Source organism: Pseudomonas sp. B21-028, assembly GCF_024749045.1.
Lineage (GTDB): Bacteria > Pseudomonadota > Gammaproteobacteria > Pseudomonadales > Pseudomonadaceae > Aquipseudomonas.
Map to the genome: position 1 here is coordinate 3,028,247 of NZ_CP087184.1, position 18,046 is coordinate 3,046,292.

At 62.0% G+C, this 18,046-nt stretch carries 12 protein-coding genes and 3 pseudogenes; 12 read left to right on the forward strand and 3 right to left on the reverse strand.

Features of this window, described 5'->3' with window-relative positions; translation table 11 throughout:
- Window positions 1-3 precede the first annotated feature (3 nt).
- The 10 genes and pseudogenes from LOY35_RS13220 to LOY35_RS13260 all read left to right on the forward strand — a co-directional run bounded on the left by LOY35_RS13220 (window position 4) and on the right by LOY35_RS13260 (window position 12,471).
- Window positions 4-372 carry a glycosyl hydrolase family 8 gene (locus LOY35_RS13220; protein ID WP_258633107.1) on the forward strand — a complete coding sequence of 123 codons (369 nt, stop codon included), beginning with the start codon at window positions 4-6 and terminating at the stop codon, window positions 370-372.
- The gene (locus LOY35_RS13225; protein ID WP_258633108.1) at window positions 360-3,515 is read left to right on the forward strand and encodes a cellulose synthase subunit BcsC-related outer membrane protein; all 3,156 of its coding nucleotides are present in this window, start codon (window positions 360-362) and stop codon (window positions 3,513-3,515) included. Before LOY35_RS13220 ends, LOY35_RS13225 begins: the two co-directional genes overlap by 13 nt.
- 40 nt (window positions 3,516-3,555) lie before the next feature.
- Window positions 3,556-5,472 (forward strand): diguanylate cyclase, encoded by a 1,917-nt coding sequence (locus tag LOY35_RS13230; RefSeq protein ID WP_258633109.1) that lies wholly within the window; start codon window positions 3,556-3,558, stop codon window positions 5,470-5,472.
- Between the two features lie 155 nt (window positions 5,473-5,627).
- Window positions 5,628-6,269, forward strand: coding sequence for a response regulator transcription factor (locus tag LOY35_RS13235; protein WP_258633112.1), 642 nt, complete (start codon window positions 5,628-5,630; stop codon window positions 6,267-6,269).
- 272 nt (window positions 6,270-6,541) lie between these two features.
- Window positions 6,542-6,742, forward strand: a complete 201-nt coding sequence (locus tag LOY35_RS13240) for a hypothetical protein (RefSeq protein ID WP_258633114.1) — start codon at window positions 6,542-6,544, stop codon at window positions 6,740-6,742.
- Complete coding sequence (locus LOY35_RS13245; RefSeq protein ID WP_258633117.1) at window positions 6,742-7,767, forward strand: chemotaxis protein CheW; 1,026 nt, start codon at window positions 6,742-6,744, stop codon at window positions 7,765-7,767. The genes LOY35_RS13240 and LOY35_RS13245 overlap by 1 nt, the downstream gene beginning before the upstream one ends.
- A 1,170-nt stretch (window positions 7,768-8,937) precedes the next feature.
- A pseudogene (locus tag LOY35_RS28575) lies at window positions 8,938-9,081 on the forward strand (HAMP domain-containing protein); the annotation flags it as partial.
- Between the two features lie 345 nt (window positions 9,082-9,426).
- Window positions 9,427-9,936, forward strand: a pseudogene (locus LOY35_RS28580) (methyl-accepting chemotaxis protein); the annotation flags it as partial.
- A 323-nt stretch (window positions 9,937-10,259) separates the two neighbouring features.
- Window positions 10,260-11,882, forward strand: coding sequence for an alpha,alpha-trehalase TreA (gene treA / locus LOY35_RS13255; RefSeq protein ID WP_258633123.1), 1,623 nt, complete (start codon window positions 10,260-10,262; stop codon window positions 11,880-11,882).
- A gap of 25 nt (window positions 11,883-11,907) precedes the next feature.
- Entirely contained in the window at window positions 11,908-12,471 is a 564-nt protein-coding gene (locus tag LOY35_RS13260) for a DUF488 family protein (protein WP_258633125.1), read from the forward strand.
- 2 nt (window positions 12,472-12,473) lie between these two features.
- Here the strand turns inward: LOY35_RS13260 and LOY35_RS13265 are convergent, their stop codons facing one another.
- Complete coding sequence (locus tag LOY35_RS13265; protein ID WP_258633126.1) at window positions 12,474-14,183, reverse strand: amidase; 1,710 nt, start codon at window positions 14,181-14,183, stop codon at window positions 12,474-12,476.
- Window positions 14,184-14,905: 722 nt separating this feature from the next.
- Here LOY35_RS13265 and LOY35_RS13270 point away from each other — a divergent pair.
- Both LOY35_RS13270 and arsJ read left to right on the forward strand, forming a co-directional pair.
- A complete protein-coding gene (locus LOY35_RS13270; RefSeq protein ID WP_258633128.1) occupies window positions 14,906-15,916 on the forward strand; it encodes an ArsJ-associated glyceraldehyde-3-phosphate dehydrogenase in 1,011 nt (336 codons plus the stop codon).
- Window positions 15,913-17,130: an organoarsenical effux MFS transporter ArsJ gene (gene arsJ / locus LOY35_RS13275; protein ID WP_258633131.1), complete on the forward strand. Its 1,218-nt coding sequence runs from the start codon at window positions 15,913-15,915 to the stop codon at window positions 17,128-17,130. The genes LOY35_RS13270 and arsJ overlap by 4 nt, the downstream gene beginning before the upstream one ends.
- On the opposite strand, the gene LOY35_RS13280 is transcribed toward arsJ, so the two are convergent.
- Together LOY35_RS13280 and LOY35_RS13285 are read right to left on the reverse strand one after the other, a co-directional pair.
- Window positions 17,131-17,550 (reverse strand): DUF6691 family protein, encoded by a 420-nt coding sequence (locus LOY35_RS13280; protein ID WP_258633133.1) that lies wholly within the window; start codon window positions 17,548-17,550, stop codon window positions 17,131-17,133.
- Window positions 17,551-17,552: 2 nt separating this feature from the next.
- Window positions 17,553-18,008, reverse strand: a pseudogene (locus LOY35_RS13285) (YeeE/YedE family protein); the annotation flags it as partial.
- Window positions 18,009-18,046 lie beyond the last annotated feature (38 nt).

Consider the following 18,046-nt stretch of genomic DNA (forward strand, 5'->3'; position numbering starts at 1 on the left):
CGGATGAAGGGTTTCGTTGCGCTGCTGTTGACGCTGGGTATCGTGAACCCGGCGAGTGCGGCGCAGTGCGGCTGGCCGGCCTGGGAAAGTTACAAGCAGGCGTTGGTGAGCCCTGACGGTCGGGTGATCGATGCGTCCACGGAGCAGCGGATCTCGACCTCGGAAGGGCAGGGCTACGGCCTGCTCTTCGCGTTGCTGGCCAATGACCGGACGACGGCACAGCGTGAGCGGCTTCATCAGGAACCGCCCGCGCCCGACGCGTATTACAACCGCTCGCTGCTGCTGTTCGGCCAGGGCTGGGACGAACGGCGTTATCGCTTTGACAAGAACGGACAGTTGCTACCGGTTTGGGCCCCTGCATGCAAAAAATAAGCGGATGGGCATTGTTGCTGGGTTGCCTGTGCGGGCCCGCGCTGGGTCAGTCGCTGGGCCAGGTCGATCAGCAACAGCGATTCCTGGAGCAGATGCGCGTCGGTGAAGCGCTTTATCGCGAAGACCTGGTGCGCGATGCCTTGGCACGGCTGAACCTGATCGCCCCCGACCTGCCGCCGGTGCTGGTCGCTGGGATCCGCCAGGCGCTGCTGCAAAATGATCAGGCGCGGGCCGGCCTATTGCTGGACAGGTTGCAGCGCCAGGCACCGGACTCCCCGGAATTGTTCCAGGCACGAAGCCTGATGAAGCTGCAAAGCGCCAACGGGCAGAAAGATTTACATCAGGCACGGGCGTTGGCGCAGGCAGGGAAAGCACAAGACGCTGTCGGTGTGTATCGACAACTCTTCGGCGATGCCCCGCCGGACCTTGCCAGCGCCCTGGAGTATTGGCGCGCCCGCGGTGCCATGGCCGGCCAGCAGGCACTGGCCATCGAACAGTTGCGGGTGCTGGATCGTCAGTATCCGGGGAACGTAGGGCTGCAAGTGGTGCTTGCCAATCTGCTGTTCGAGCAGAAAAAGGACGCCGATGGCCTGGCAATCCTGCATCGCCTGGCGAGTGATCCGATGGCGAGCAACGCCGCCGCCGAACAGGAATACAACTATCTGAGCCGTCAGCCGGTCAGCCCGGCGGGCGTGAAAGGGTGGCAGGACTTTCTCGCCCGCTATCCCGATTCCCCCCTCAATAGCAAAGCCGCCGGGCAACTACAGCTCCAGCAACAGCGACTGGCGGACCCGGCATGGCGGGGCGCGGCGAAGCCTCGGCCGTACGTCGACCCCTACTGGAGTCTGCTGCGCCAGGGCGATCAGGCCATGCGGCGCAAAGACTGGGTCAGTGCCGAGAAAGCCTACAAGCGGGCCGGCAGAGTGAAGCCGAATGATCCCTGGGCGTTGGTGCGACGGGCTGCCATCGCCCAGGCCAAGGCGGATGACATTGCTGCCGAGTCCCTGCTGATGCAGGCGCACCGATTGCAACCGGCAAGCGCGCCTGTGACACAAGCGTTGGTGGGTTTCTACCAGGCGCATGCACCGCAGAAGCTGGAGGCCTTTCTCGATACGCTGCCGCCTGCCCGGCAGCGTGAATTCGCTGCATTGCGCCAGCGCCTGGTTCTGGCGCGACTGAGTGCCCAGGCTGATGCGGCCGAAAAAAGGGCTGATTGGGCGCAGGTCAACGACTTACTGATCAAGGCCCGGACGCTTGATCCGAACGATCCGTGGCTGGCCTTTCGGTTGGCCAAGGCCCAACAGGCGCTGGGGCAGACCGGCGTGGCGGATGACACGTTGCGCCACCTCATGCAGCGTCAGGCCCATAACCCCGAGGCGCTTTACGCCCATGCCCTGTACCTGTCCGGCAATGGTGCTGACGGGGCGGCACTGGATGAGCTTGGGCGCATTCCGAAATCGGCCTGGAACCAAGGGATGCGCGATCTGGATGGCCAGATACGCCGTCGCCAGGCGCTGCAACAGGCCCGACAAATTGCCGAAACGCAATTGGGGTTGATTGAAACCTTGATCGCCCGCGGTCAGGTGCGTTCGGCGCGGCAGAAGCTGGAGCAACTGACTGAGCCACCCGCAGAGCCTGACTATCAACGACGCCAGGCCAATGCCTGGGCCGCCGTCGGCAACGTTGAGAAGGCCGAGGCTTTGTTCACCCAACTGCTGAATTCAACACCGGATGATGCGCTGGCGTATCGCGACGGCGCCCGGCTGATGTCCAAAGAGCAACCGCAACGGGCGCTGGATCATTACGCGCGCGCCATGGCAGCGGCGGGATTGCTCACGCCGGCCGAGGCCGATCCGCGGGATGATCGTGCGATGACCCTCGCCAGCCGGAAGAAAAACGCCGACGATTGGCTGCCAGGCAGCTTGCGCAGTGACGTCGACCGGTTGTATCAGCGGCAGAATCCGACGGTGAATCTCTACCGTGACTACACCTGGCGCAATGACGACAGCGTACCGGGGCTTTCCGACCTGACCACCCAGACCAGCATCCTGCGCATCGATGCGCCTCTGGGTCAGGGCCAGGGCTTTGTCCAGGCCGAGAATGTCGATCTGGATGCCGGTCGTTTCGACACCGATGCCGACGGATTGCATCGGCAACGATTCGGTACCTGCGCGATTCGCTTGCGCAATCGAGCGACGGGTGTGGTGCAGCCCAACGGGTGTTCCGGTGATACGCAAAGCGCGCGCGGCAACGGATTGGCGATCGGTTGGCATGACGATCACTGGGCGCTGGATGTCGGTCATTCCCCTGAGGGGTTCGAGGTGTCGAACTGGCTCGGCGGGGTCAGCTTCGCCAGCGACTGGAACACCCTGGGCTGGAAGCTGACGGCTTCCCGTCGGCCAATGGGCAATTCGCTGCTGTCCTACGCCGGAGCGGTCGACCCGGTAACGGGCATCCGCTGGGGCGGCGTTACCGCCAATGGCCTGACCCTGGATCTCAGTCACGACACCGGAGGCGTGGACGGTGTCTGGGCCAGTCTCGGCGCCCATTGGCTGCGCGGCGAAAACGTCGCCGACAACCAGCGGCATTCGGCGACGGCCGGCTATTACTACAAGCTGATCGAGCGTGCCGACGAACAGCTGCGCACCGGCCTGACCGTCATGTACTGGGGTTACGACAAGGACCTGAGCGAGTACACCTTGGGGCAGGGCGGTTATTACAGTCCACAGCAATATTACTCGATCGGTGTTCCGCTCAATTACGCCTGGCGCAATGCCGAGTGGTCGGTGCGACTGGAGAGTTCCCTGGGCTGGTCTTACGCAAAGACCCGCGCCAGTGAACGCTATCCCCTGGAAGGCCAGGCCGCGCAGTGGCTGAGCAGCGTTGAACAGGCCGGTTTCGACATCGCCGACGACCGCACCAAAAGCGCCAGCGCCAGCAGCGGTGCCAACGTGCGTCTGCAGGGTTTCATTGAACGGCGTCTTGGCGACCATTTGGTATTGGGTGGCGGTTTGACCTGGCAGCACAGCGAAGACTACGCGCCAAGCCGTGCCCTGCTGTATCTGCGTTATGTCTTCGACCCGTGGCAAGGTAACCTGCCATTGCCGGTCGAACCGATAACACCCTACGCGGATTGGCGCTGAGTGTATGGTCGTCGAAACGTTGAAAAGAGAGGATGAGAGGGTGCAAGCAGAACCGGGTTTCAAATCCAGCAAGAGCTCACTCACTTCACGGGCCCTGCGCCTGGCGGTGACGCGGATCGGCCTGGTGTCGTTGTGTGCCGGGGCGGTCTCCTATTACGTGAATCTCCATTCGCTGGAGACGGCGGTTACCGCACAACTACTGCTGTCCACCGAGCAGTCCTTGCAGCGCGAAGCCCTGCCATTCAACGAGATCAAGGATCTGCAGCGCAACTTCCTGAATGAATTCAAAAGCACGCTGGCCCGTCCGGGCATGGCGGCGACGCTGGTGCGGGACTTCGACCGGATCTTCTACCGTCACGAAGACGGCTCCTATACGCAACGTCCGATGCTGTTCGAAGGCGAACCGCTGCCGGACGGCCGGCGATTTGCCGGGATGTCAGCCACTTACGCGCCCGATATCCCACTCAACGACGACATCAAGGCGCGGTTTGCCCTGTCTTATATCCTCTCCCACAAGTACGGTTCCAGCACCGAGGGGCGACTGTTCAATTTCTATGGCGTGGTGCCGGAAAAAGGCTTTCCCATCTACCAGCAGGCGGATATCGCCAAGGTCTTCACCTATTCGGGGCCGGATGCCCTGAAACTGGAAACCTACGAGTTCTACGAGCGCGGCTTCGCGACATCCGGCAACGAAACGCTGTTCACCCGTATGTACTGGGATGCTTCCAACAACGCCTGGATGACCACTGTCGCGACACCTGACGTGGTCGATGCTTCCGGCAAGCACCAGATCCTGGCCTGTGTCGATGTGCTGCTCGATGAACTCATGAAGCGCACCGCCAAGCCCTTCGTGAGCGGTGCCTACAGCACGATGTTCATCGCCGACAGCGACGGCACGCTGGTCTACTATCCAGGCCAGATGGACCAGGTCAAAAGCAGCGAAGGCAAGGCCTCCATTCGCTCGCTCGGGTTGGCCGGCGACTATCCACTGCTCGAGGCCGTTGCTTCGCTGACGCCCGGCGAGGCGACAGTGGTGCAGACTCGCGACGACATTGTCGCGATGGGCATCGTTCCCGGTACGCCCTGGGTCTTGGCCGTGCACTTTCCCCGGGCGCAGATGATCCCGGCGATTTTTGACAACCTGCTCATCGTGATCACTCTTGGACTGCTGACCCTTTTGGTGGAGATCTTCATCCTGCGCTCCATCCTGCAGAAACAGGTGGCCATTCCGTTGTTCCGATTGATCCAGGCCACGCGTTCGCTCGGTCTGTCCAGGGAGCGCCTGAACCGTGACACCCTGCCGATCCGCTCCGCCGACGAGATCGGCGAACTGGCCCGCGACTTCGCCAAGATGGCGGACCGGGTCCAGGATGCCCAGGAACAATTGGAGCTCAAGGTCAAGGACCGTACCGCTGCGCTGGAGGAAGCCAATCGCCAACTGGTCGTGTTGAGTACGACTGACGGTTTGACCGGCATTGCCAACCGCCGGCATTTCGATGAGACCCTGGTCAACGAATGGCGTCGCTCGGTACGGGCGGGAACTCTGCTGTCGCTGATGTTGATCGATGTGGATCACTTCAAGAAGTACAACGACCATTACGGGCATCAGGCCGGTGACGATTGCCTGCGCAGCGTCGCCAATGCCCTCAAGGCTCACGCCCAGCGGGCGGGCGATCTGGTGGCGCGTTATGGTGGCGAAGAGTTCGTGCTCATCACCACGACGCCCAGCGTCGACACGGCGTTGCAACATGCCCAGGCATTGGGTCAGGCCGTGGAAGCCATGGCGATGCCCCATGTCATGTCCCCGTTGGGCGTCGTGACGGTGAGTATTGGCCTGTCGGTCATGGTGCTGATGGAAGAGCGCACGGCCCAGGATCTGCTCAAGCAAGCCGACCAGGCCCTCTACCTGGCCAAGGCCCAGGGGCGTAATCAGGCCGTGCTGGCGAATGCCTTGTAATCCCGCGCGGGTAGTCATTGGCCTACCCGTGACGGTGATTCCCTACTGAAAAACCAGCGCCCCCTGATAGCTGGCTGAGTGGCTCCCATGCCAATCTGAATCGGGCTTGCCTTTGCCGCTCACCCGGTTCGTTCAGTTCAGCGTGTCCATCACCCATGAGCAAAAAAATCCGTCTGTTGATTGCCGATGACCACGCCATCATGCGCGAGGGTTTGAAACAGCTTTTTGTCTTGGCGGGCGACCTGCAGGTGGTGGCCGAAGCCGAGAACGGCGCCATGGTGCTGGAGCGGTTGCAGCGAGGCGGCGTCGACCTGTTGCTACTCGATATGAACATGCCGGGTATCAGTGGCGCTGAGTTGGTGACGCACATCAGTGCCCGCTACCCTGATCAGAAAATGCTGGTGCTGAGCGTGCACAACGAACCCCAGATTGCCCAGCACATCCTCAGGGCCGGCGCCACCGGTTATCTGTGCAAGATGTGTTCGCTGTCGACCCTGCTGGATGCAATCCGCCGCGTGGCCGGCGGAATGCGTTTCATCGATCCGCAAATTGCCGAACGCATTGCCTTCGAAGTCAGCGGGTTGAAACAGCACTCCCACCACCACACCCTCACCGAGCGTGAGTTTCAGATCCTGCTCCTGTTCGCCCGCGGCACCAGCGTGACCCGTATCGCCGAGACGCTGAGCATCAGCCACAAGACTGTCAGCACTCACAAGTCGCGGTTGATGGAAAAGATGGGGTTTTCCAGCAATGCCGAGATCGTGCGCTTTGCCGTGAGCCAACACCTGATCGATTGATGGGCTCAGTTGAAGATCAAGTGACGACCCTGTGGGAGCGAGCAGGCTCGCTCCCACAGGGTTTTGCGTCGACTGTTCCGGTAGGGCAATGCCTACTTCCTGCGCGGTAGAGCCTACCCAAAAACCAGCAATGCCCGATGGTTGCCGCTGCACCCGACCGTCATCATCCGTGCATGGCATTTTGACTGTTGCTTTGACGCAAGATTTTTGAAGCAAGGCTACTGGCGTCCCGCATCCGCCAGCAGGTCCGGTCACGGACGGAGAGTTCACATTTGAGCGCAACAATCGAAGCTCCCGGCTCCGCAGCGGGCCTGCCCTTGGCGGTCCTGGTCCTGTCGGAAATCTCGGCCGCATCCGAGGAACAGTCCACGGGTGTCAACCAGATCAACACGGCGATGAACCCGCTCAACCAGATCATCCGCTGCCGGCAGGCTTCGTGCGTTTTCAGGAATGATCAAGGTGAGCATCTGTAATGAAGCGTTTTAAAGGGCTGAATGCGGGCATCGTGTTCGGCGGTATTTTCGTCATGCTGATGCTGCTGGTCGTGCTGTTTGCGCTTATCGGCGGCCTGGGGATTTCGTTCTGGTTATTGCTGGCGGTCACCCCCGGCATGATCATGCTGATGACTGTGGTTAGCTACTACCGACGCTATCCATCCGAGACCCTCCCGGGTCCATTCAGCGACCCGCTTGCGGGGCGTGCTCCTGAAACGCTTGAGCACTTCCAGCGCAGTACGATGGAGCAGCTTGCCGATATTTCCGCCACCCTGAGCAACAAGGTTCTGCCCTTGAACACCGTGCGAGGTACGGATCAAGCTCACGGAACGGGGCGGAGCGATTCACTGGCAACCAATCCTGCCATCGGCATCCAGCCTGACGCGGGTCGGGCCCAGAGCTTCGTTCAACTCGCCGAAAAAATGCAGCACCTGGCGGACTTGACCACTCATATGCTGGAAAAAAGCCAGACGCTCACCCGTAACGTCGAGCCGGGAGCGGCCCTGAACAGCACACTCGACAGCCAGTACCTTTCCTTCACGCTCGATGGCATGCCGTTTGCGCTGAGCCTGTTGAACGTGCACGCCCTCGTGGAGGCGACTCAACTCACTCCCAAGCCAGGCCGGTCGTCGCAGTCCAGAGCGGTCAGGTTGGGCAGTTCACTGGTGCCGGTGATCGACCTGGGCGCGCACTTCGGCGGGCAGCCCATCAAGATCGATATAAGCACCCATATCGTCATCGTTGATGTGTCGCTGGGCGACCGTTGGCAGCGCGTCGGCATAGTGACCGAGAGAGTTGGCAGGATACTCGACATCCCCTGGACGCAAATCGTGGCACCCACAACATCGGGCGACAGGATCGGCAATGAGTTCGTCCTGGGTACTGCCATGGTCAACGCCCAGAGCGTGACGTTGCTGGACATCGAACGGGTCTTGCTGGCGAGCGAGTCCATCGTACTGCGCGCGCCGACCCCACCAGAGGAACAGGACGAATTGCTGTCATGAGCCTGCGTCCAAGCCTTATATCGGTTTCCGAAGAGCTGGCCGTCGCCGAAGAAGCGAGCGGCCAGGCTGATCTATCGCAACCACGGATGAGCGTCTTCACCCCGGGCAGCGTTGCGGATCCAGGCCCCGCGAACTCCTCCATAACGCGCCGAGAGTCTACCTATGCACCTATTTGATCGACTGTCTTTACCCGGCAAGTTTTCAATGCTGGCGTTGCTTTGCCTGGCACTGATCGCAGCACCGACTTCCTTGTATGTACTGGGCGCCTTGAGTCAGAGCCGTCAGGCAGTGCAGGAGTTTCGCGGCATGCAGCCGGTGCAGGATCTGCTGCAACTGGTACAACTGACCCAGCAGCACAGTGGCCTTTCGTCCGCCGTGCTGGGTGGCAACCACGGATTACTGGAGGCCAGGCAGAAAAAACAGGCTGAGGTGGAGCGCGCCTTCGAGCAAACCGAACGGACATTGAATGACTCACAGGTATCCGCCAGCCTGATGGATGCGTTTGGCCAAGTGCGCCGGCTATGGGGTGAGCTGGCCAGGCAGGTCTCGGGCGCGACCATCGATGGTTCGCAAAGCCTGGCGGCCCATGTCCGGTTGATCGCCGCCGCTTTGCAAGTCGAGGATGGGCTGCTCGATCATTTCGAGTTGTCGCTGGACCCGATCTTCGAAACCTATTACCTGATGAGCGGCACGATGGTTGAGCTGCCGCAGACCGGCGAGTTGCTTGGACAGTTGAGTGCGACCGGTGCCTTGTATCTGGCGCAAGGGCGGATCGAGCCCGAACAGCGTGCGGCCCTGGGCAGCCTGGCGATCCAGGTGATGAACAGCTTTGACCAATTGAACCGCTCTTTCACCAAGGTCCACGCCGCCAGCCCTGAATTCAATGCGTTGTTGAGCGCGCCTCTGGCGACACTGCGCCCCCAGGTCGAGCAGGCCTTGAAGCTGACCGACACGCAGTTGATCTCAGCCGGTGAGCCCGGCTATCCGGTGGCTGACTACATAGCGAACTATGCCAGGACGGTCGATGCCTTGTACGCCTTCAACCGCCCGGCATTGGCCGCGCTCGCCGATGCGCTCGAGGCTCGCCGCGACGATGCCAGGCACGACATCCTGTTGATGTCCGCCGGCCTGTTGGCGATGTTGCTGGTCGGTGCCGCGCTGGCAACCTCCATGGTGTTGCGGTTGCTCAAGCAGATGAGCGCGGCCTTGCAGGCCGCCGAGCGTATCACCGTGGGCGATCTGAGCCACCCCATCGATACCCTCGGTACGGACGAGCCGGCCCGCTTGCTGCAAGCCCTGCAGCATATGCAGGAGGGACTGCGTGAGACCGTCAAGCGCATCATGAACTCAGCCAGGCGCCTGGCTTCGACCGCCGCCGAGCTGAGCGCCGTGACCCAGGACGCCAGCCATGGGCTGACGCGACAGAGCGGTGAACTGGACCAGGCTGCCACCGCCGTCACCGAACTGACCAGCGCCATTGAGGACGTCGCACGCAATGCCGTCTCGGCTTCCCAGGTGTCCGAGTCTGCCAATCAATGTTCCCGCCAGGGCCAGGAAAGCGTGGAGCGCACCGTCGGTGCCATCGAGTCCCTGGCTGGCGATATCGAGCACACCACCGATGCCTTGCAGAATCTGGCGCAGCAGATTGGCGGCATCACGTCCGTGCTGGATGTGATTCGCGGCATTGCCGAGCAGACCAACATGCTGGCCTTGAACGCCGCGATCGAAGCGGCGAGGGCGGGTGAAAGCGGACGCGGTTTCGCCGTGGTGGCGGACGAAGTCCGGGCATTGGCGCGGCGGACCCAGGAGTCGACCCGACAGATCGAGAGCATCATCGGCTCGGTCAAGACCGGCAGCGAGCAAGCCCTCGGCGCCATGCAGAACAGCAACGGCAAGACCCGGGAAACCCTCGAAGTCGCGCGCGAGGCGGGCGCCGCCCTGGGGGTTATTGGCATGGCCATCATGCAGATCAACGAGCGCAGCCAGAGCATTGCCGGTTCCACCCAGGAACAGTCTCATGTGGCCCGCGAGGTTGACAGCAACCTGCTCTGCATCCGCGATGTTTCCGTCCAGGCGGCCGGTGCGGCGAACCAGACTCACGCTTCGAGCCGCGAGCTGGCGGACCTGGCCGACGAGCTGGACGCCATGGTCAAGCATTTCGTTGTCTGAGGGTGTCATGAGCCAGCCGCGAGGCCCCCTCAGGATGATTGACATGGTGCTCTCCGATAAGGAGTCGTGCAGTTTCGCGATTTGTTCTTCGAGATTGTGGGAGCGAGCCTGCTCGCGATGGCGTCGGTACAGCCATATTCCTGCTGACTGACCCGCCGCCATCGCGAGCAGGCTCGCTCCCACAGGGATTTTGAGGTGTACGCCGGATTTGTGAACGCCCGAAAAACTGTGGGTGGGTGCCAGCGAACCAGCGATTTAAAGGAACCCAGTGTCACTCCGGCCTGTCACTCGTTTGTCCAGGAACGACAACAGGGAGTCCACTGATGCGACCTTTGCATTTCACCAGCTTGTCCTTCGCCGTCGTGCTTTGCACGGCCTGTTCCAGTCAACCACCGGCAACATGGAGCTACGCCGATGCCCAGGGGCGGGCCAACTCGCCGCCTGACCAGGCTTATCCGGAGCTGTTCGAAGCGGTGCAGCGCGGCCAGGTGTTTACCGACCAGAAACACTTCGTCGACGCGCTGCCGAACCGCGACCCGGCGCAGATCCGTGCCGATTACCTGGCCCGCCGCGACAGCGCCGGCTTCGACCTCAAGGCATTCGTCAAGGACAATTTCACCGAATCCGGCCAAGCCGAAAGCCCGGCGCCGAAACCCGGCGCGCCGATCCGGGAGCACATCGACAATCTCTGGCCGGTGCTGAGCCGAACCTACAGGGAAGTGCCTCAGTACAGCAGCCTGCTGCCCTTGCCCCAGCCTTATGTGGTGCCGGGCGGGCGTTTTCGCGAGATGTATTACTGGGACTCCTATTTCACCATGCTCGGCCTGGAGCAAAGCGGCGACAAGGCCCAGGTGCGGCAGATGGTCGACAACTTCGCCTACATGATCGACACCTATGGTCATATCCCCAATGGCAACCGCACGTACTACTTGAGCCGGTCGCAGCCGCCGTTCTTTGCCTACATGGTGGAGTTGCAGGCGCACATCGAGGGTGACCAGGCCTACAGTCGATACCTGCCACAACTGCAAAAGGAATATGCCTACTGGATGGCTGGGGCACAAACGCTCAAGCCCGGCGCGGCCGCCGAACACGTGGTCAAGCTGGGGGATGGCAGCGTGCTCAATCGCTACTGGGATGCCAGTCCAACGCCGCGGCAGGAGTCCTGGTTGCAAGACCTCAAGACCGCAGAACAGACGGACAGGCCGAAGCAGGAGGTCTGGCGTGACCTGCGTGCCGGGGCAGAAAGCGGCTGGGATTTCAGCTCCCGCTGGCTGGGCGACAGCAAGGACCTGACGACGATACGGACCACCTCCATCGTGCCGGTGGACCTGAACAGCCTGATGTATCACCTGGAACGCACCATCGCCAAAGGCTGCGAGACTGTTCAGAACGTGCCTTGCGTCCAGACCTACGGCCAGCGCGCCGACCAGCGTCAGCGTGCCATCGAGCAACATTTATGGAAGGCCGATGGTGGTTATTACGTGGACTACGATTGGCAACTGAAGCAGCAACGCCCCAACCTGACCGCTGCGACGCTGTTTCCGCTATACACCGGTTTGGCCTCGGCCGAGCGCGCAGGCCGTACTGCCGATGCGGTACGTTCAGGTTTGCTGCGTCCGGGCGGTATCGCGACCACCCAGGTCAGCAACGGCCAGCAGTGGGATGAGCCCAATGGCTGGGCACCGCTGCAATGGGTGGCGGTGGAAGGTTTGAACCGTTATGGGCAAACCGCGCTGGCTGAGCAGATTGGCACGCGCTTTTTGCAGCAGGTGCGGAATCTCTATCGCGACGAAGACAAACTGGTGGAGAAATACGACGTGTCCGGCGCGGGGCAGGGGGGCGGTGGGGGCGAATATGAGTTGCAGGATGGCTTTGGCTGGACCAATGGTGTCACGCTGAAGTTGTTAGAGAAATATGGCGTAAGCGCCGAATCCGGCAGCCATTGACCGTGCAGTTTCGAGGGGCTTGGTCATGAACAATGTTTATACGATAGGTCATTCGACCAGGACCCTCGAACAGTTCGTGGAAACCATCGCAAGCTTCGGTATCGACACTGTGGTCGACGTGCGAACGGTTCCGCGATCCCGGACGAATCCCCAGTACAACCTGGATAGCTTGCCTGGAGAATTGGCCCGGCTTGGGATCAACCATGAGCAGATCGTGGAGTTGGGAGGGCTGCGAAAGAAGTCGAGCACCGTCCCGGAAGAAACCAACGGATTCTGGACCAATCGCAGTTTTCACAATTACGCCGACTATGCGCTCTCAGATGAGTTCGAGGCCGGTCTGAACCGGCTGCTGGCGCTCGGTGAAACCCAGCGGTGCGTCATCATGTGCGCGGAAGCGGTCTGGTGGCGCTGCCATCGCAGGATCATCGCCGATTATCTGTTGCTGCGCGACGTCGAGGTCATCCACATCATGGACAAGGATAAATCGAGCAAGGCGATATTGAACCCCGCCGCCAAGGCGCACGGCCTCAAGCTGTCTTATCCGGCGTCGGACCAGTGGGGTGGTGGGCCAAGCTCCACCACCCTTTAGCTTCAGCGAGTCGACAACGGTGGTGTACGCGGCGGTACCCGCCGCTTCGACCCGGTCGATTCGAATGCCGAGGCCAGGCGCAGCAGCTTCGAGTCGTCATAGGCACGACCGGCAAACGTCAAGCCGACAGGCATGCCGATGTCGGCCATGACGCCCATCGGCACGGTGACGGTAGGCACGCCCAGATGGCGGATGGCGAGATTGCCGTTGGCGACCCAGACGCCATTGCTCCAGGCGATATCCGCGGAGACCGGGTTGACGTCGGCGTCCGCCGGCCCGACGTCGGCGACGGTGGGGAAAATCACCGCATCGAGTCCAAGCCGTTTCATCCAGTCTTCAAGGTCGATCTGACGGGTCTTTTCCAGCCCTCGCAGGCCGTCCGGCAGCGTCGGGATCTGGTCCCAGGGCATGATGCCGCGTTCGGCCATCTTCACGTATTCGTCCATGCCGGCGGCCAGATCGTCCTCGCGGTTGGGCAGGGTGCCCGGGTCGTGGGGGAAGATCAGCGGACCATTCACGTCGGCCAGGCGATTGAGTTTCGGGTCACCGTTGGCCCGCAGGAAATCATCGAACGCCCAGGCCGACAGGTCCCACAGTTCGTGGTGGAGGAATTCCTTGGAAACCAGGCCGCGGGTAAATACCGTCGGTGCGCCGGGGCGGTCGCCCTCGCAATTGGATACCAGCGGGAAATCCACTTCGATCACTTCGGCGCCGCAGGCTTCGAGGGCCTTGCGTGCTTCTTCCCAGAGGGCGATCACCGAAGGCCGGGTGATGATGCGTTGCCCGGTCGGACCACCGATGCCAGGGGATTCGGCCGTGCCGGCGTCGGGATCGGCGTTGATGTACATGCGCGGAACGCCGAAGCGGATACCTGCCAGCGCCTCGGAAGAAGCGGCGAGCGCGGGGTAGGAGGCGGGCCGCACGGTGTCGACGCTCGGAATGGGCACCCAGGGTTGCAGGCGCCACAGGTCGCCCCGGGTGTCCGGGTCTTGCGCGACCACCACATCCAGCACTTCCAGCAGATCGGCCATGGTCCGGGCGAAAGGCACCACCACGTCCATCGTTGGCGTCAGCGGCCAGTTGCCGCGCACCGAGATCACGCCGCGTGAAGGCGTGTAGGCACACAAGCCATTGTTCGAGGCCGGGCCGCGGCCGCTCGACCAGGTTTCCTCGGCCAGGCCGAATGCGGCGAAACTGGCGGCCGTTGCCGTGCCGGCGCCGTTGGAAGAGCCCGAGGCAAAGGGTGCGGTGAGGTAATCGCCGTTGTACGGGCTCTCGGCACGGCCGTACACGCCGCGCTGCATACCGCCGTTGGCCATGGGCGGCATATTGGTCTTGCCCAGGCAGATCGCCCCGGCACCGCGCAGCCGCTCGATGGTGAAGGCATCGCGGTAGGCAATCAGGTCCTTGAAGGCCGGGCTTCCGGAGGCGGCGGTGAGGCCTTTCACCAGGTAGCTGTCCTTGGCGGTATAGGGAATGCCATCGAGCGGCCCCAGCGTCTTGCCCTGGGCCCGGCGGGCATCGGATGCCCGCGCCTCGTTCAACGCCTCCGGGTTTCGCACCACCACCGCGTTCAGGGCGGTGGGCGTGTCCGGCCCATCATAGGCCTCGATCCTGGCGAGGTAGGCCTGGACCAGCTCTACCGCTGTCGTCTGTCCCGATTCGAGCGCGGCGCGCAGTTGGGCAATGGAAACTTCAGTGATTTCGATCATGCTGTTATCGCTGCGGCTGATGAGAGATGGAGGTTGGACACCCCGGGTCTCTCAAAGTGGGTTCTCATTCGATTGCCGAGCACTTTACCACCGTCATCGCGAGCAGGCTCGCTCCCACAGTGGATCGGCGGTGCGTGCCTTACTTATGGACGACACCGGCCCCTGTGGGAGCCAGGCTTGCCCGCGAAGACGGCGGTACATTCGACATGGATGCAAGCTGAACCAGCGCCATCGCGAGCAGGCTCGCTCCCACAGTGGATCGGCGGTGAATGCCTTACTTATGGACGACACCGGACCTGTGGGAGCCAGGCTTGCCCGCGAAGACGGCCGCACATTCGACATGGATGCAAGCTGAACCAGCGCCATCGCGAGCAGGCTCGCTCCCACACTGGATTGGCGGTGCATGCCTTACTTATGGACGACACCGGTCCCTGTGGGAGCCAGGCTTGCCCGCGAAGGCGGTGGTACATTCGACATGGATGCAAGCTGAACCAGCGCCATCGCGAGCAGGCTCGCTTCCACATTGGAGAGGCGGTGCATGCACTACTTATGTGCGACACCGGACCTGTGGGAGCGAGCCTGCTCGCGATGACGGCGGCACATCCAACATTGAACTATCTGACTCCCCACTCTCCCAATTTGCACCGCAGTACAGACACCAGGTCTTCCCATTGCATACGGGAAAACATATATTCAGATTTTCGTATATAGGTCCAAGCAACATGACGATCAAAGTAGGCATCAATGGTTTTGGCCGGATCGGTCGTCTCGCGATGCGGGCCGCCTGGCATTGGCCCGAGTTCGAGTTTGTGCAGGTCAACGACCCTGCCGGTGACGCGGCCACCCATGCGCACCTGTTGAACTTCGACTCCGTGCACGGCCGCTGGAATCACCAGGCCGATGCAGACGGCGACGACATCGTCATCGAGGGCAGGCGGATCAAGGTGACGGCCAACAAGACCATTGCCGACACCGACTGGTCAGCCTGCGATCTGGTGATCGAGGCCAGCGGCAAGATGAAGACCGTCGCCGTGCTCCAGGCGTACCTCGACCAAGGCGTGAAGCGCGTGGTGGTCAGCGCCCCAGTGAAGGAAAAGGGCGCGCTGAACATCGTCATGGGTGTCAATCAGCACCTGTTCAAACCCGCCGAACATGCCATTGTCACCGCCGCATCCTGCACCACCAACTGCCTGGCCCCGGTGGTCAAGGTCATCCACGAAAAGCTCGGCATCCGCCACGGCTCGATCACCACCATCCATGACCTGACCAATACCCAGAGCCTTCTCGATCAACCCCACAAGGACCTGCGTCGCGCCCGCGCTTGCGGTATGAGCCTGATCCCCACCAGCACCGGCTCGGCCACCGCCATCGCGGAAATCTTCCCCGAGTTGCGCGGGCGCCTGAACGGTCACGCCGTGCGCGTGCCACTGGCCAATGCGTCGCTGACCGACTGCGTCTTCGAGGTCGAGCGGGCCACCACTGTCGAGGAAGTGAATCAATGGCTCAAGGACGCCGCTGAGAACGAATTGAAAGGCATCCTCGGTTTCGAAGAGCGGCCTCTGGTGTCCATCGACTACCGGAGCGACCCGCGCTCATCCATCATCGATGCGCTGTCGACCCTGGTCGTCAACGGGACCCAGGTCAAGCTCTATGCCTGGTACGACAATGAGTGGGGCTACGCCAACCGCACCGTCGAGCTGGCGCGGATGGTCGGTCTGGCCGGGCACCCATGAAGGCACTGGCGGCCCTCGCGCCAGAAGTGCGGCAATACCTGCTCGTCACGGGTAACTACTGGGCCTTCACCCTCACCGACGGTGCCTTGCGCATGTTGGTGGTGTTGCACTTTCATGCGCTGGGCTACAGCCCGCTGCAAATCGCTGCGCTGTTCCTGTTCTACGAACTGTTCGGCGTCATCACCAACCTGGTGGGCGGCTATCTGGGAGCCCGGCTGGGTTTGAACCGCACCATGAACATCGGCCTGGGCATGCAGGTCGTGGCCTTGCTCATGTTGACGGTGCCGGCCGTGTGGCTGAGCGTTCCCTGGGTCATGGCGGCCCAGGCCCTGTCCGGGATCGCTAAGGACCTGAACAAGATGAGTGCCAAGAGCACCCTCAAGCTTCTGGTCCCCGACGGGCAGCAGGGCACGCTGTACCGGTGGGTGGCGATGCTCACCGGCTCGAAAAATGCCCTCAAGGGCGTGGGCTTTTTCCTCGGCGGCGCCTTGCTGGCGTCGTTGGGGTTCAGGGGCGCGCTGCTGGCGATGGCCAGTGCGTTAGGGCTGATCTGGATCGGTAGCCTGATCCTGCTGAAGAGGCACCTGGGCAAGGCGAAAGCCAAGCCCAGGTTCCGTGACCTGCTGTCCAAGAGTCGCGCGATCAATATCCTCTCGGCGGCGCGGCTGTTCCTGTTCGGTGCCCGCGACGTCTGGTTTGTAGTGGCCTTGCCCGTCTACCTGAGCAGCGTCTTCGGCTGGGACTTCTGGAAGGTCGGCGGTTTCCTCGCCGCCTGGGTGATTGGCTACGGCCTCGTGCAGTCGTTTGCGCCCTATATTACTGGCAAAAAACGCGGGCATATACCGGATGGCCGTGGCGCTTTCCTCTGGGCGCTGGCACTGGCGGGCCTGCCAATGACCATTGCGCTGGGCCTGGACAGCGGGCTACCACAACAGACGGTGCTGCTCGGCGGGTTGGCGGTGTTTGGTGCGTTGTTCGCGGTGAATTCGTCCCTGCACAGCTACCTGATCGTGTCCTATGCCAAGGAGGATGGCGTGTCGCTGGACGTGGGCTTTTATTACATGTCCAACGCCATGGGCCGATTGATCGGCACGTTGCTTTCCGGTTGGGTCTATCAGGTTCAGGGGTTGCAGGCATGCCTATGGATTTCCAGCGGCTTTGTCTTGCTCGCCGCGCTGATCTCCATGGCATTGCCCCGTCACGCGGATCGTTGATCACGGGCGCGGTCGCTTTTCCAACACAGAAAACACCGCCATGCCCGCCAGCATGGCCAAGGTGAAGACGATGACCTGCCAGCGTCCGGTCAACAGGATAGTCACGGCGGGGCCGGGGCAAATACCCGCGATGCCCCAGCCGACGCCAAACACCAGGCTGCCACCGATCAGGCGCCGATCCAGTTCACGCTTGACCGGTAACTGCATCGTGGCTCCCAGCAGCGAGCGCGATTGCCGGCTCGCCCAGGTCAGCGGCCCGATGGCAACGCCAATCGCTCCGACCATCACCAAAGCCAGGGAGGGGTCCCAGGCTCCGCTCAAATCAAGGAAAGCCAACACCTTGGTCGGGTTGGTCATGCCCGCCAGCAGCAAACCGATACCAAACAGCAGGCCGGCCATGAACGCAGTCAGCTTTCGCATGCTCAGGCTCCCAAACCATGGCGCAGGACAAACACCGTCACGAAGCCGCAGAGCATGAAACACGCCGTGGCGACCATCGAACGCGGCGAGAGTCGTGAAATGCCACACACGCCATGGCCACTGGTGCAGCCCGAGCCGTAGCGGGTGCCGATACCGACCAACAAACCTGCAACAACCAGCCCGACCCAACCGGTCTGGAATTCAATCCGTGGCACGAAGGCGAACAAACCCCATACAAGCGGAGCGACGAATAACCCCAGGAGAAACAGCACCTTCTCGCTTGCACCCTCGCGGCTGCGTTGCAAAAGGCTGCCGATCAGGCCGCTGACGCCGGCAACGCGCCCATTGGCGACCACGAACAGGCTGGCCGCCAAACCGATCAATGCGCCGCCTGCAAGGGATGACCAGGGTGTGAAGTTCAGCCAGTCGATGCTCATGAAACATCTCCGATCAGTGTTCCGGGTCGCTGTAGTGTGTTTGCGATATTGCCCAAGGG